Origin of the sequence: Roseomonas gilardii subsp. gilardii (genome assembly GCF_023078375.1) — a bacterium.
Classification (GTDB): Bacteria; Pseudomonadota; Alphaproteobacteria; order Acetobacterales; family Acetobacteraceae; genus Roseomonas; species Roseomonas gilardii.
This window is the reverse complement of record NZ_CP095554.1, coordinates 3,508,007-3,520,783: the sequence shown is the minus strand read 5'-3', so window position 1 is coordinate 3,520,783 and position 12,777 is coordinate 3,508,007. Positions and strand designations below refer to the sequence as shown.

Genomic DNA, 12,777 nt, shown 5'->3' with positions numbered 1-12,777 from the left:
CCTCAGATCTCCTCGAACCACTCCACGTCGCCATCGGCGAGGCGGTAATAGGCCGCCACCACCCGCAGCCTGCCCTGGGCCGCGGCCTGCTGCACCACCACGCTCTGCGTCTTCAGGCGCTTCGCGACGCGGCGTGCATTCTCGTGCACCGCCGCGGTCAGCGGCATCTCGCCCTTCTCGTCGCGGACCGCCAGCGCGGCGGGGATGATCGGCTGCACCATCTCGCCGATCACGCCGGGGAAGGTGGCGTTCTTCCGCACCACGTCGATCGCGGCGGCGACGGCGCCGCAGCTCTCATGGCCCAGCACGATCACGAGCGGGCAGCCCAGCACGCCGATGCCGTACTCGATGCTGCCCAGCGCCGCCGTGTCCACGGTGTTGCCGGCATTGCGCACGATGAACAGCTCGCCGAGCCCGCGGTTGAACAGCAGTTCCGGCGGCACGCGGCTGTCGGAACAGCCGACCAGGATGCAGAAGGGAGCCTGGCCATGCGCCAGTTCCAGCCGCCGCTCGCGTCCCAGCAGGCCGCGATGCGGCTCTCCCGCGACGAACTCGTCATTGCCCTTCTTCATCAGATCCAGCGCCTGGTCGCTGGTCAGGCTGGTCTTCGGCACGGCCTCCGCCGCCAGGGCGCGCCGGACCGGCGCCACCATGGGCAGTGCCGCCAGCGCGCCAAGTCCGGCGAGCATGGCGCGGCGGCCGGGCCGGAAGTGGTGGCCCGGCGCGCAACAGGAACAGGTGGATGGCATGGACGGCTCTCCGTGATCCCATGATTGGACCGGACGCGCCCAAGGAAGCCCGGATGGGAAGCCCAGATGGGAAACCCCGACGGGAAGCCCCGGCGCAATTCCGGCCGAAGTCCGGGATAGCACGCAGAAGTTGCGTTACGCCAATGAAATGCCCGCCCCGTACCGCGTGGGGATCAGGCCGCAGCGCGCTCCAGCAGCTCGATCCGCAGCTTCTCCGGCCCTTCCAGGAAGGCGATCTTCAGCCCGGGGCGGGGCGAGTGCGGCTCCACCACGAAGCGGGCCCCCTTGGCCCTCAGCGCGGCGGCGGTGGCGTCAAGGTCCTTCACCCGCAGGCCGACATGCTCCAGCCCGAGGAAGGGGGCTCCGGCGGTGCGGCGGTGCCGGGCGGAACTTGCTCGACGAAGAGCGGCAGCCCCGCCAGGTCGAGCATCACGCGCAGCGCGCCACCATTCTCCACGCGCCCGGTCTCGGTCGCGCCGAACATCTCGTGGAAATAGCGTGCCGTGGACTCGGGGTCAGGGCTGCGCAGGTGCAGGTGGTCCCAGGTGAAATCCGTCATGGTCTGTTCCTCGCGATTCCCGGCATTGGACCCCGGGATGGCGGCTGTGGCCAGGGGCGGGGCCCAGGGGAAGACCGGTTTCAGAGGCTCCGCAGCGGCCAGGGCTCGGGCGGCCGGGGCGGGGCGGGAGGCGCGTCGCCCAGCGGGCGCTGCGGCGGCATGCCCGGCGGCGGGCCTTCCCAGCAATCCACCGAGCCCAGGGAGCGCGTGCAGACCGCCCCCACAGGCGGCAGGGGATCGCGCCGGCAATAGCGTTTCTCGCCGGCGTCCAGATGAGCGATCGAGCAGTCCTTGCCGGTGATGGCCGACACGAAGAGATCCGGCACCGCGCGCCCGGTCGTGGTCAGCGAGGCGACATTGGCCGCGGCGAAGGGGCCCCAGAAGGCGTCGCAGCCAGCCAGGGGAAGGATCAGCAGGGGGAGCAGCAGGAGCGGGCGCACGCCTGCATCCTGCGCCGGCGGGGATTAACGGGCGGTGGATGCCGCCATGGGCATGGCGGCGATCATCCCGGCCAGGGAATCGCCGAGCTGGCCGAGGGCCTGGTCCATCGCGGCCACCACCCCGGGCGCATCCGGCCCCGTTCCCGACCCGGCGCCGGAAGGCACGCGGAAGCGCAGCGTCCGGCTGCCGGCGGCCTCCCGGTTGCGGGGGTGCACGGCCACCTGGGCGGTGAGGTCCACCACGCCGTCCGGCCCGGCCTCGAAGCGCTGGATCTGCACCTCGGCCAGGATGTTCGCCGGCATCCGCAGCGCGTCGCCCTCGGCCGCCACCGAATCCTCCGGCAGGCGCAGGGCGAGATTCCCGGCCAGCACGCGCGTCACCATGTCGCCGAAGGGCTCGGCCCAGCTTTCCGCATCGGCCACGGCCAGGCGCCCGCCCTCCCGCGCCCGGACCAGCCCGGGGCGGTCGAGATAGCCGGGGATGCCGACGCGGCGAAGCTGGATCTGCCTCCCTCTCCCCGGCAGGGCCGGGCCCGGCAGGGCGGAGAGGCGGTAATAGGCCGGGCTGGGCGAGGCGCAGCCCGCCAGCATGCCCGTGGCCGCCAGGGTGGCGGGGAGCAGGGCGCCGAGGCGGCGGCGGGTGAGGGGATGGGGCATGGGGGCGGCTCCGCTCCTATCGCTCGGTGGCGGCGCCGGTCCGGCCGCGGATCAGCGCCTCCGGATGCCGGTTCAGGAAATCGGCCAGCAGGCGGATGGAACGGGCGGTGTCGGTGAGCTGCGACATCAGGCGTTCCATCTCGCGGTTCACCTCGGAATCGCCGCCATAGCCGCGTTCGATGGAGCGGATGGCGGTGCTGGCGTGGGCCACCGTCTGGTCGAGGTTGTCGGCGATGGCGGGCAGGCGGCGCAGCAGCGGTGTCATGCCGCCATCGGCCTTGCGGATCAGGTCGCGCGCCGAGCCCAGGCTGCTGCTGAGCGCGTTGAGGGCGTTGCGCAGCTCCGGCCCGCCGACCACCCCGTTCACCGAGGCCAGGGCACCGTTCAGGTTCCGGCCGATCTCCTCGATCGGGAAGCGGTCGAGCTTGCCCGCGATGTTGCTGACCGCCGCCATGATGTTGTCGGTGCCGCCGCCGATGCTGGGCAGCACGATCTCCTCGCCCTGCATGCGCACCTGGGCGGGCGGGGCATCCGGCATGAAGTCCATGGAGACGACGAGCTGCCCGGTGAGCAGGCTGCCGCTGATGAGCTGGGCGCGCAGCCCCTTGGCCACCATCTCCTCGGCCATGGCGCGCACCTCCCGCGTCGGGCGGCCGGCGGGGAAGGAAATGCGGTCCGGCTCGATGGCGATATGCACAGGCACCCGGAAGTGGTCCTCCTGCTGGTCGTATTCCAGGTTGACGTCGAGGACGCTGCCGATCCGGATGCCGCGCAGCAGTGCCGGTGCGCCGGGCGAGAGGCCGCGCACCGATCCGTCGAAATAGACCAGGAAGGCGAGCCGGTTCTCCGAGGTCGCGGCGATGGCGGATTCCAGGTCGCTGTAGAGGGTGAAGCTCTCCTCCTCCGGCGCCGGCGGCTGGTCGCGCAACTGCGACGGGGTGTCGAAGGCGATGCCGCCGGCGAGCAGCGCCCGGGCGCTTTCCAGTTCCAGCCGCACGCCCTCGGCGCCCAGGCGGAGATTGACGCCGGAGGCGTTCCAGAAGCGGGAGCCCTTGCGGACATAGTCACTGTAGGGCGCGCGCACGAAGATGTGCAGGGTGAAGCTGCCGTCGATCCCGGGCGGGTTGTAGCTGAGCACCTGCCCGACCTCGACATCGCGGAAGAAGACCGGCGAGCCCCGGTCGATCGGGCCCAGGCGCCGCGCCCGCAGGACGAAGTCGCGGCCCGGTTCGTCGGAGCGGCGGCCGGGCGGGTTCTCCAGCCCGGTGAAGCGGCGCTGCTGCGTGCCCGGCTCGCCCGGGTCGAACTCGATGTAGCTGCCGGACACGATGGTCTCCAGGCCGGAAACACTGGCGCCGGTGAAGCGCGGCCGCACCACCCAGAAGCGGCTATGGTCGCTGATATGGTCGCCGACCGCCCGGTCCATGCGGATCCGGGTCTCCACGCGCCGGAGGTCCTCGGTGAGATGGATGGCTTCCACCATGCCGACCTGCACGGATTTGTAGCGCACCGGCGTCTGCCCGGCGGTCAGCCCGTCCGCGTTGCCGAAGCTGACGGTGATCAGCGGCCCGCGGTCGGAGAAGGTGCGCCAGCCGAGATAACCGGTGACCAGCGCCGCCACGATCGGGATCAGCCAGATCGCGGAAAAGCGGCGGTGACGGATGCGTGCCTCGCGTGGGCTGTCGGGGCTCTGGCCGGGGATCGGTTCGCGCGACATGCCGCCGGAGGGTGGTTCTGTTCCGCTCATGCGGCTCCGTGCTGGTTGGCGGCCTCGCCGGGGCCGGTGGAAGAGGAGGAGTGTGCGGGACCATCCTGCGAGGCGACCGCCCTGGCCTCGTCACGCCAGCGCCGGGGCATGTCGGGATCCTGGGCCGGGGAGCCGGCGGCATCCCACATCAGGCGCGGGTCGAAGCATTCGGCCGCCACCATGGTCACGACCACCACGCCGGCGAAGCAGGCGGCGCCGACCTGGGCGGTGATCTCGGCCAGCACGCCGAAGCGGACCAGGGCGATCAGCACGCAGACCACGAAGACATCGATCATCGACCAGCGCCCGATCGCCTCCACCAGCCGGTAGAGCTGGGTGCGGCGCAGCAGGTGGCGGGCGGAGCGGCGGCGGATGCTGGTGAGCATGACCATCAGCCCGACCAGCTTGAGCATCGGCACCGCGACGCTGGCCAGGAAGATGATGAGGGCGAGCGGCCAGAAGCCCGTCTCCAGGAATTCGATGACCCCGCCCAGGATGGTGTGCGGCCCGCCCTGGCCCAGCGTCACGATCCGCATCACCGGATAATAGTTGGCCGGGAGGTAGAGGATGAAGGCGGCCACCACCAGGGCCCAGCTTCGGCTGATGCTGTGCGGCTTGCGATGGTGCAGCCGGCTGCCGCAGCGCGGGCAGGGCGCGCCCGGCCGCACCCGGTCCAGGCGGTGGCAGCGGTGGCAGGCGATCAGCGTGGTTCCGCCGGCGGCATTTCCCGGGGCGGCCGTCCCGGGCGCGGGCGCCGCCACGCTCTCGGCCCGAAAGGCGCGGGGCGGGGCGCCGGGTCCGGTTTCCCCGCGCCGAATGGCGGCGGGATCGGCGACCAGGCCGCGTTCCTCCAGCCGGTCCCAGACCACCTGCGGCTCCAGCGAGGCGTTACGCGCCACCAGCACCAGGGACAGCGCGGCGATGCCATAGGCGGAGGGGCCGATCTCCACATGCGCGAGATCCACCAGCCTGGTGTAAGAGACCAGGGCGCCGAACAGGAAAACCTCGACCATCATCCAGGCGTCGAGCGCCATGTACCAGCGGAACAGCCGGTGCATGCCTGAGGGCGGGGCGCGCATGTGAAGGCCCAGGATCACCGTGGGCAGCAGTATGAGCTGCAGCCCGGGCACCACGACGAGCACCAGGAAGACCAGCCCAGCCAGGCTCCAGTACCCATCCTGGGCAAAGGAGAAGACCCCCGAATCCACGAGGCTCACCCGTTCCCGCCCCAGCAGGTTCAGGCCCAGGAAGGGCATGGTGAGGATCATCGCGTAGAGGAAGAGGCCGGCCAGCGACAGGGCCAGCGGGGCGGAGAAGGCATTCACCCGGTGCCGCCGCAGCACCCGCGCGCAGCGGGGGCAGCGGGCCTCCATCCCGGGATCGAGCGCAGGCAGGCGCAGGCGCAGCCCGCAATCCGGGCATTCATGGAGGCGGGCGGTCATCCGCGGGCCGGGCGGGACGGCCCGGCGCATGGTTCGCGGGATGGCCAGGCCAAGGGTGGGTCTTCCGGCTGCGGGGACAAGCGATGATCCGGGTAGCCCCCTCCACCCCGGCCTGTCCAGCATCGCGGGGCCTCACCTTCGGAGGAGGCGCGGGGCATGGATGGGGGAGGCGAGGCCGGCCGGGCTTAACGGGCCGGGGGATGGAGGGTATATGGACCGCCGCCTTTGCCTGGGGGACGGGACCGCCTTGTCCGATATCTTCGACGAACTTCAGGAGGAAGTGCGCGCCGAGCGCATGCGCCGCCTCGCCCTGCGCTGGGGCAGCGCCCTGGGAGTCGTGGCCCTGGTGGCGGCCCTGGGCGCCGGCGGCTGGCAGGGCTGGCGCTGGTACCAGTCGCGCCAGTCCGAGCAGGCCGCCGCACTGTTCCTGGAGACCAGCCGCGCCGCCGAGCAGCCGGGCGCCGACCCCGCCGCGCTCGGCGAACGCTTCGCCCGGATCGCGTCCGGGGCGCCCGAGGGCTACCGCACCCTGGCGCGGCTGCGGGCCGCCGCGTTGAAGGCGGAGGCCGGGGACCGCGCCGCCGCCCTGGCGCTCTGGGACGCCGTGGCGCAGGACCCGAAGGCCGGGGAGGTCTACCGCGAGCTCGCCTCGCTGATGTGGGTGATGCACGGCCTCGACTCCGAGGACCCGGGCGCCCTGGCCAGCCGGGTCGCGCCGCTTTCCGGCGCCACGAAGCCCTGGCGCTACTCGGCCCAGGAGATGCAGGGGCTGGTGGCGCTGCGGCAGGGGCAGAAGGACGAGGCGCGCAAGACCTTCCAGGCGCTGGCCGCGGATGAGACGGCGCCGCAGGGCCTCCGCGACCGCGCGGCGCGGCTGGCGGCGGGACTAGAGGGATGACACGCATGACGATCACGCGGCGCGCCGCCCTCCTCGCGGCGACCGGCATGCTCGCCGGCTGCGAGACGCTGGACGACATCTTCGCCAGCCGGAAGGACATCCTGCCGGGCGAACGGCGCTCGGTGCTGGAGATGGAGAAGCCGGTCTCGGTGGACGAGACCCTGGCCGCGCGGCCGGTGGACCTGCCGCCGCCGATGCCGATCGAGTCCTGGCCGCAGGCGGGCGGGACGCTGGACCATTCCCCCGGCCATGCCGCGCTGCGGCTGGAAGGGCTGCGGCTGGCCTGGAGCGGCTCGGTCGGTTCCGGCAGCGCCTTCCGCCGCCGCATGACCTCCGGGCCCATCGCCTCGGCCGATACGGTCTTCGCCTCCGATGCCTTCGGCCTGGTCTCGGCCTGGGACCTCGCGCGGGGCGGGCGCCGCTGGCGCTTCGACACGCGGCCGGAGGATGACGATGTCGGTGCGCTGGGCGTCGGCTGCGCCTTCGATGGCGGCACGCTCTACATCGCCACCGGCATGGCGGAGGTCATCGCGCTGGATGCGGGCAGCGGCAAGCTGCGCTGGCGCACGCGCCTGTCCGCGCCGATGCGCGGCGCCCCCACCGTGGCGGAAGGCCGGATCTTCGTCCTCACGCTGGACAACCAGCTCAACGCCCTTTCGGCCGAGGACGGGCACAAGCTCTGGTCCTTCCAGGGACAGCAGGTGAGCGCCGTGCCGCTCGGCCTCGCCGCCCCGGCGGTGGACGGCGACACGCTTGTGGCCGGCTTCCCGTCGGGCGAACTCGTTGCCCTGCGCACCGCCGATGGCCGCGTGGTCTGGACCGAGGCGCTCTCGGCCGCGCCGGGGGTGGACCGTGGCATCGCCGACATCGCGGGCGTGCATGCCCTGCCGGTGATCTCGGACGGGCGGGTGATCGCGCTGGGCATGGGCGGCACCACCATGGTGGTGGACCTCCGCTCCGGCCGGCGGCTCTGGGAGCGCAATGTCGGGGGCGGCGTGACCCCGGCCGTGGCGGGGGACTGGATCTTCCTCGTCTCCTCCACGCAGCGGCTGGTCGCCATGACCCGCGACACCGGGCAGGTGCGCTGGATCACCGAACTGAACCCGCCGGCCGCGGCGGGGGACAAGAAGGCGCCGGAGCCCGCGCGCTTCGCGGCGCCGCTGCTGGCCAACGGGCAGCTCCTGGTGCCGGGCAGCGGCGGCCAGGCGCTGATCGTCGGCGTCAATGACGGCGCCATCGCCGGGCGGGTGCCCCTGCCGGGCCCCGTCACCCTGGCCCCGGCCACGGCCGGGGGCGCCGTGCTCGTGCTCAGCGACGACGGCACCCTGGCGGCGCTGCGGGGCTGAGGACGCCGCCCCTGCGCGGCATGCCGCCGGGGTGGCTCGTGTGAGGGCCGGGCGCGCTGACCCGGCGCGCGGCCCGTTTCGCGGGGCAGGGGACGCGTATCCCCCTTGTCCCGCGCGGCCGCAGCACCGAATCAAGAGACTATCAGGAAGCGGCGCGCCAGGACCGGCTTTCCGGAATGGCGCGGCATCGGCCGCAGAGCATAAGGACCACGGCATGAAGCCGCGCATCGCGATCCTCGGACGGCCCAATGTCGGCAAGTCGAGCCTGTTCAACCGGCTGGTCGGCCGACGCACCGCGATCGTGGACGACACGCCGGGCGTGACCCGCGACCGCAAGGAGGGCGAGGCCCGCATCGGCGGCATCGACGTCACCGTGGTGGACACGGCAGGGCTGGAGGAATCGCCGCCCGATACCATCCCCGGCCGCATGCGCGCCTCCTCCGAGGCCGCGCTGCGGGAAGCGGACCTGATCCTCTTCGTGGTGGACGCCCGGACGGGCCTCACCCCCTCGGACCGCGCCTTCGCCACCTGGCTGCGGCGGCAGGAACGGCCCGTGCTGCTGCTGGCCAACAAGGCCGAAGGCCGCACCGGCGCCGCCAACGCCCTCGAAGCCTATGAGCTGGGCCTGGGCTCGCCGCTGCCGGTTTCGGCGGAGCATGGCGATGGCTGGGGCGAACTGCATGACGAGGTGGCCGCGCGCCTGAAGGACTGGGCGCCGGCGGAGGACGAGGAGGAGCCCGACACCGAGGAGGCCCGCCGCAACCGCCCGCTGCGCATCGCCATCGTCGGCCGCCCCAATGCGGGCAAGTCCACCCTGCTGAATGCGCTGCTGGGCGAGGAACGGATGATCACCGGGCCGGAGCCCGGCCTGACCCGCGACGCCGTGGCCTCGGAATGGGTGGACGAGACCGGCGGCAGGGTGCGGCTGGTGGACACGGCCGGGCTGCGCCGCCGCGCCCGGGTGCATGAGGGGCTGGAGCAGATGTCCACCGGCGCCACCATCGCGGCGCTGAAGGAATGCGAGGTGGCGATCCTGGTGCTGGACGCCAATCTCGGCATGGACGAGCAGGACCTGCGCATCGCCCGCCTCGCCGAGCGCGAGGGGCGGGCGGTGGTGATCGCCTACAACAAGTGGGACGCGGTGGAGGATCGCAACGCCGCCCGGCGGAAGCTGGAGGACGTGCTCACCGCCTCGCTGGCGCAGATGAAGGGGATCTCGGTGGTGCCGCTTTCCGCCGCCACCGGGCGCGGCGTGGAGAAGCTGATGCCCACGGTGCGCGAGGTCTATGAGCGCTGGAACCGCCGCATCCCGACCGGGGCGCTGAACCGCTGGTTCGAGGAGGCGCTGGCGAAGCATCAGCCGCCGCTGGTGGGCGGCAAGCGGCTGAAGCTGCGCTACTGCACCATGCCCAAGGCACGGCCGCCGACCATCACCGTCTTCGGCACGCGGGCGGAACTGCTGCCGGAGGATTACAGGCGTTATCTCGTGAACCTGTTCCGCGAGAGCTTCGACATGCCGGGCGTGCCGATCCGCCTGCATCTGCGCGGGACGAGCAACCCCTACGAGGATGCCGAGTAGGGGCCTCCGCCCCTTCCCGGACGATCAGTATTGCGGCCGGTACGGCGCGCCGCCCAGGTCGCCCTGGTAGCGGTCCGGCCAGCCCATGGCGCCGCGCGCGCCGTGCCGGAGAGCAGGGGAGAGCGGCTCACGCTCAGGCCACGCCGTCCGTTATCGCGCTGGGGCCGCAGCGGAGCGGCGGTGGTCGGGGCGGGCTCCCAGTCACCGCTCCCCGATCCGCCCGCCGTGCCGGCGGCGAGGGTTTGCGGCGGGGCGGCCGGCGGGGCGGGTGGAGGCGGGCGGGCGCATCCCGCCAGCAGCAGGCCGGCGAGGCCGGCCGTAGCAAGCCCCTTCACCGATCGCCCAGCCGCACCAGGGCGCCGTTGCGCGTCTCCTCCGGCAGGCAGAGCGCCGCGATGGCCGGGGCCACATCCGCCGGCTGCGGCAGGGTGGCGGGGTCCTCGCCCGGATAGGCGCGGGCCCGCATCCGCGTCGCCACCGCGCCGGGATCGACCAGGTTCACCTTCAGGGGGCTGATCGCCGCTTCCTGCGCCCAGGTCAGGGCCAGATGCTCCATCCCCGCCTTGGTCGCGCCATAGGCGCCCCAATAGGCTTTCGGCTCCGCCGTGCGGCGGGTGGTGAGGAAGACGGCGCGCCCGGCATCGGAGGCGCGCAGCACCGGGTCGCAGGTACGGATCAGCCGCCAGGTGGCGGTCATGTTCAGCCCCACCACCTCCTCCCAGTCGCGCGGGGTGACATGGCCCACGGGCGTCAGCGTACCGAGCGAGCCCGCGGCATGGACCAGGATGTCGAGGCGGCCGAAGCGCTCATAGATCGAGGGGCCGACCGCATCGATCCGCTCGGCGCCCTTGGCGAGGTCGAAGGGCAGGAGGGTGGCGCCTTCGCCGCCAGCCTCCCGGATGGCATCGTCCATCTCCTCCAGACCGCCCTGGGTGCGGGCGACCAGCACGCAATGCGCGCCCATCCGGCCGAGTTCCAGCGCCACGGCGGCGCCGATCCCGCGCGAGGCCCCGGTGACCAGGGCGACGCGGCCGGCGAGGGCCGCCCCGCCTCCGTCTCCGGAGCCGGGCTGGGCGGCAGGCCCTCCGGCGGTGGCGTCTCCTCGATCGTGCCGTTCATGGGGCCTCTTTGGGGGGAGGGGGTTAGGCTCCGTTGGCGGCGATCAGGGCGGGGGCGCGTTCCGGCGCCTCCTGCAGATCCACCAGCGGGATGGCATAATCGCCGGTGAAGCAGGCATCGCAATAGCCCGGCGAGCGCTTGTCGCGGCCTTCATGCCCCAGCGCGCGGTAAAGCCCGTCCAGCGAGATGAAGGCGAGGCTGTCGGCACCGATGAAGCGTGCCATCTCCTCGACATTGTTGTTGGCGGCGAGCAGCTTGTCGCGGTCCGGCGTGTCGATGCCATAGAAGCAGGGATGCGTGGTCGGCGGCGCGGCGATGCGCATATGGACCTCGGTGGCGCCCGCCTGGCGGACCATCTCCACGATCTTCTTGCTGGTCGTGCCACGGACGATCGAATCGTCCACCAGCACCACGCGCCGCCCCTCGATCATGGTGCGGTTGGCGGAATGCTTCAGCTTCACGCCCAGGTGGCGGATCTGATCGGTCGGCTCGATGAAGGTGCGGCCGACATAGTGGTTGCGGATGATGCCGAGCTCGAAGGGAATCCCCGCTTCCGTCGCATAGCCCATGGCCGCCGGCACGCCGGAATCCGGCACCGGCACCACCACATCCGCCGGCACGCCGGATTCGCGGGCCAGTTCCTCGCCGATGCGCTTGCGCGTGTTGTAGACGGAGGTGCCCTCGATCACCGAATCGGGACGGGCGAAATAGATGTACTCGAAGATGCAGAAGCGGCTGGGCTGCTTGCCGAAGGGGCGGATGGAACGCAGCCCCTTCTCGTCGGCGATCACGACCTCGCCCGGCTCGATGTCGCGGACGAATTCGGCGCCGACGATGTCCAGGGCGCAGGTCTCGCTCGCCATCACCCAGGAATTGCTTTCCGGCCCGCCGAGGCGGCCCAGCACCAGCGGCCGCACGCCCAGCGGGTCGCGCGCGCCGATCAGCGCGCCCTCGTGCAGCGTCACCAGCGAATAGGCGCCCTGGACCTGCTTCAGCGCGTCGATCAGCCGGTCCAGCACGGTGGAATAGAGGCTGATGGCGATGAGGTGGACGAAGACCTCGGAATCCGTGGTACTCTGGAACAGGCAGCCGCGGCGCACCAGCGCGCGCTTGAGCTGGAAGGCGTTCACCAGGTTGCCGTTATGCGCCACGGCGAGGCCGCCGAACTCGAAATCGGCATAGAGCGGCTGCACATTGCGCAGCGCCGATTCGCCGGTGGTGGCATAGCGGTTATGGGCGATCGCCGCGCGGCCGGGCAGGGCGGCCATGACCTTGGCATCGCCGAAATTGTCGCCCACCAGGCCGCGGCCTTTGTGGGAGTGGAACTGGCCGCCTTCCGCCAGGGTGACGATCCCCGCCGCCTCCTGCCCCCGGTGCTGCAGCGCGTGCAGGCCGAGCGCGGCCAGGGCGGCGGCGTCCTGGGCGTTCCAGATGCCGACGACGCCGCATTCCTCGTGGAAGCCGTCATCCTCGTCCCTCTCCGGGCTGGACGGCGCGAGAGGGTTGGTCGTGAAATCCATGCGACAATCCTCAGGTCCGGTTGCGCGCAGGCGGGCGCAACAGGTCCTCCATGGGCGGCAGCGGGCGGGCCGGGGCATCCGGCACGCGCAGGCGGTACTCGGGCGGAAGCTGGCCGACCAGCCACTTCGCGCCCTGCGCCACGAATGGCAATGCGCGGGCATCGCGCAGGGCCTCGGGCCAGCGTTCCGTGACGGGTTGGAGCTGTCCGGCCACGATGTAGGCGAGCACGACGAGGAATGCACCCCTTGCGATTCCGAACACGGTGCCGAGCGCGCGGTCCACGCCGCCCAGCACCGAGGACTGTACCGCGCGCGCCACCCAGGCGATCAACAGTTTCAGGATGATAAGGGCGATGACGAAGACCGACCCCACGGCCACGACATCCGCCAGCCATGCGGGGCTTACCGCATCGCCCAGCGCCGCGCGCATCCCTGGGAGCATCACGAAGGCCAGCACCAGGGCCCCGGCCCAGGCGCCGACGCCCAGGACTTCCCGCACCAGCCCGCGCGAATAGGCCAGGATGGCCGAAACGGCGAGAATCAGGAGGATGGCGCCATCGGCCCAGGTCATGGCGGCCTCCTAGCAGGGTCCACGGCCGGGCACCACGCCATGCCGGGCCGGGCCATGGCTTCGACCCATGCGCGGAGCGGGAGGCGGAAGGAGGGAGCGCGGGTTGGTGCGGCGCAGCAGGAGAGGCCATGTTGGCGGAGGCACCCGCCA

12 protein-coding genes and 1 pseudogene are annotated in these 12,777 nt (G+C 72.2%); 3 read left to right on the top strand and 10 right to left on the bottom strand.

All coding sequences use genetic code 11. The annotated features are described in order from the left end of the window. Positions 1-2 precede the first annotated feature (2 nt). The 7 genes and pseudogenes from MVG78_RS16260 to MVG78_RS16230 form a co-directional block, all read right to left on the bottom strand. Positions 3-689, bottom strand: a complete 687-nt coding sequence (locus MVG78_RS16260) for a carbonic anhydrase (protein ID WP_247553273.1) — start codon at positions 687-689, stop codon at positions 3-5. Between the two features lie 233 nt (positions 690-922). Continuing rightward, positions 923-1,162, bottom strand: a pseudogene (locus MVG78_RS21810) (VOC family protein); the annotation flags it as partial. Continuing rightward, positions 1,072-1,308 carry a VOC family protein gene (locus MVG78_RS16250; RefSeq protein WP_247553270.1) on the bottom strand — a complete coding sequence of 79 codons (237 nt, stop codon included), beginning with the start codon at positions 1,306-1,308 and terminating at the stop codon, positions 1,072-1,074. The pseudogene MVG78_RS21810 and the gene MVG78_RS16250, both read right to left, overlap by 91 nt. 80 nt (positions 1,309-1,388) lie before the next feature. Further along, entirely contained in the window at positions 1,389-1,748 is a 360-nt protein-coding gene (locus MVG78_RS16245; protein WP_247553268.1) for a hypothetical protein, read from the bottom strand. 24 nt (positions 1,749-1,772) lie between these two features. Continuing rightward, a complete protein-coding gene (locus tag MVG78_RS16240; RefSeq protein ID WP_247553266.1) occupies positions 1,773-2,405 on the bottom strand; it encodes a PqiC family protein in 633 nt (210 codons plus the stop codon). Between the two features lie 16 nt (positions 2,406-2,421). Continuing rightward, positions 2,422-4,152, bottom strand: a complete 1,731-nt coding sequence (locus MVG78_RS16235; protein ID WP_247553264.1) for a PqiB family protein — start codon at positions 4,150-4,152, stop codon at positions 2,422-2,424. Next, positions 4,149-5,594, bottom strand: coding sequence for a paraquat-inducible protein A (locus MVG78_RS16230; protein ID WP_247553253.1), 1,446 nt, complete (start codon positions 5,592-5,594; stop codon positions 4,149-4,151). Before MVG78_RS16230 ends, MVG78_RS16235 begins: the two co-directional genes overlap by 4 nt. Before the next feature lie 247 nt (positions 5,595-5,841). On the opposite strand from MVG78_RS16230, the gene MVG78_RS16225 reads away from it, so the two are divergent. The 3 genes from MVG78_RS16225 (at position 5,842) to der (ending at position 9,417) form a co-directional block, all read left to right on the top strand. Further along, positions 5,842-6,492: a tetratricopeptide repeat protein gene (locus tag MVG78_RS16225; RefSeq protein WP_247553252.1), complete on the top strand. Its 651-nt coding sequence runs from the start codon at positions 5,842-5,844 to the stop codon at positions 6,490-6,492. A gap of 5 nt (positions 6,493-6,497) precedes the next feature. Then, the gene (locus tag MVG78_RS16220; RefSeq protein ID WP_247553250.1) at positions 6,498-7,838 is read left to right on the top strand and encodes an outer membrane protein assembly factor BamB family protein; all 1,341 of its coding nucleotides are present in this window, start codon (positions 6,498-6,500) and stop codon (positions 7,836-7,838) included. Between the two features lie 214 nt (positions 7,839-8,052). Continuing rightward, a complete protein-coding gene (gene der / locus MVG78_RS16215) occupies positions 8,053-9,417 on the top strand; it encodes a ribosome biogenesis GTPase Der (protein WP_247553248.1) in 1,365 nt (454 codons plus the stop codon). A 331-nt stretch (positions 9,418-9,748) separates the two neighbouring features. Here the strand turns inward: der and MVG78_RS16210 are convergent, their stop codons facing one another. The 3 genes from MVG78_RS16210 to MVG78_RS16200 form a co-directional block, all read right to left on the bottom strand. After that, positions 9,749-10,402 carry an SDR family NAD(P)-dependent oxidoreductase gene (locus MVG78_RS16210; RefSeq protein ID WP_247553237.1) on the bottom strand — a complete coding sequence of 218 codons (654 nt, stop codon included), beginning with the start codon at positions 10,400-10,402 and terminating at the stop codon, positions 9,749-9,751. A 157-nt stretch (positions 10,403-10,559) separates the two neighbouring features. Further along, positions 10,560-12,056 (bottom strand): amidophosphoribosyltransferase, encoded by a 1,497-nt coding sequence (gene purF / locus MVG78_RS16205; RefSeq protein ID WP_247553226.1) that lies wholly within the window; start codon positions 12,054-12,056, stop codon positions 10,560-10,562. Between the two features lie 10 nt (positions 12,057-12,066). After that, a complete protein-coding gene (locus MVG78_RS16200) occupies positions 12,067-12,627 on the bottom strand; it encodes a CvpA family protein (RefSeq protein WP_247553225.1) in 561 nt (186 codons plus the stop codon). Positions 12,628-12,777 lie beyond the last annotated feature (150 nt).

Excerpts from the sequence above, each read along its gene's own strand:
- MVG78_RS16250 (WP_247553270.1), bottom strand. The coding sequence starts at position 1,308 with ATGACGGATTTCACCTGGGACCACCTGCACCTGCGCAGCCCTGACCCC.
- MVG78_RS16230 (WP_247553253.1), bottom strand. The coding sequence starts at position 5,594 with ATGACCGCCCGCCTCCATGAATGCCCGGATTGCGGGCTGCGCCTGCGC.
- MVG78_RS16240 (WP_247553266.1), bottom strand. The coding sequence starts at position 2,405 with ATGCCCCATCCCCTCACCCGCCGCCGCCTCGGCGCCCTGCTCCCCGCC.
- MVG78_RS16220 (WP_247553250.1), top strand. The coding sequence starts at position 6,498 with ATGACGATCACGCGGCGCGCCGCCCTCCTCGCGGCGACCGGCATGCTC.
- der (WP_247553248.1), top strand. The coding sequence starts at position 8,053 with ATGAAGCCGCGCATCGCGATCCTCGGACGGCCCAATGTCGGCAAGTCG.
- purF (WP_247553226.1), bottom strand. The coding sequence starts at position 12,056 with ATGGATTTCACGACCAACCCTCTCGCGCCGTCCAGCCCGGAGAGGGAC.
- MVG78_RS16260 (WP_247553273.1), bottom strand. The coding sequence starts at position 689 with ATGCTCGCCGGACTTGGCGCGCTGGCGGCACTGCCCATGGTGGCGCCG.
- MVG78_RS16200 (WP_247553225.1), bottom strand. The coding sequence starts at position 12,627 with ATGACCTGGGCCGATGGCGCCATCCTCCTGATTCTCGCCGTTTCGGCC.
- MVG78_RS16235 (WP_247553264.1), bottom strand. The coding sequence starts at position 4,152 with ATGAGCGGAACAGAACCACCCTCCGGCGGCATGTCGCGCGAACCGATC.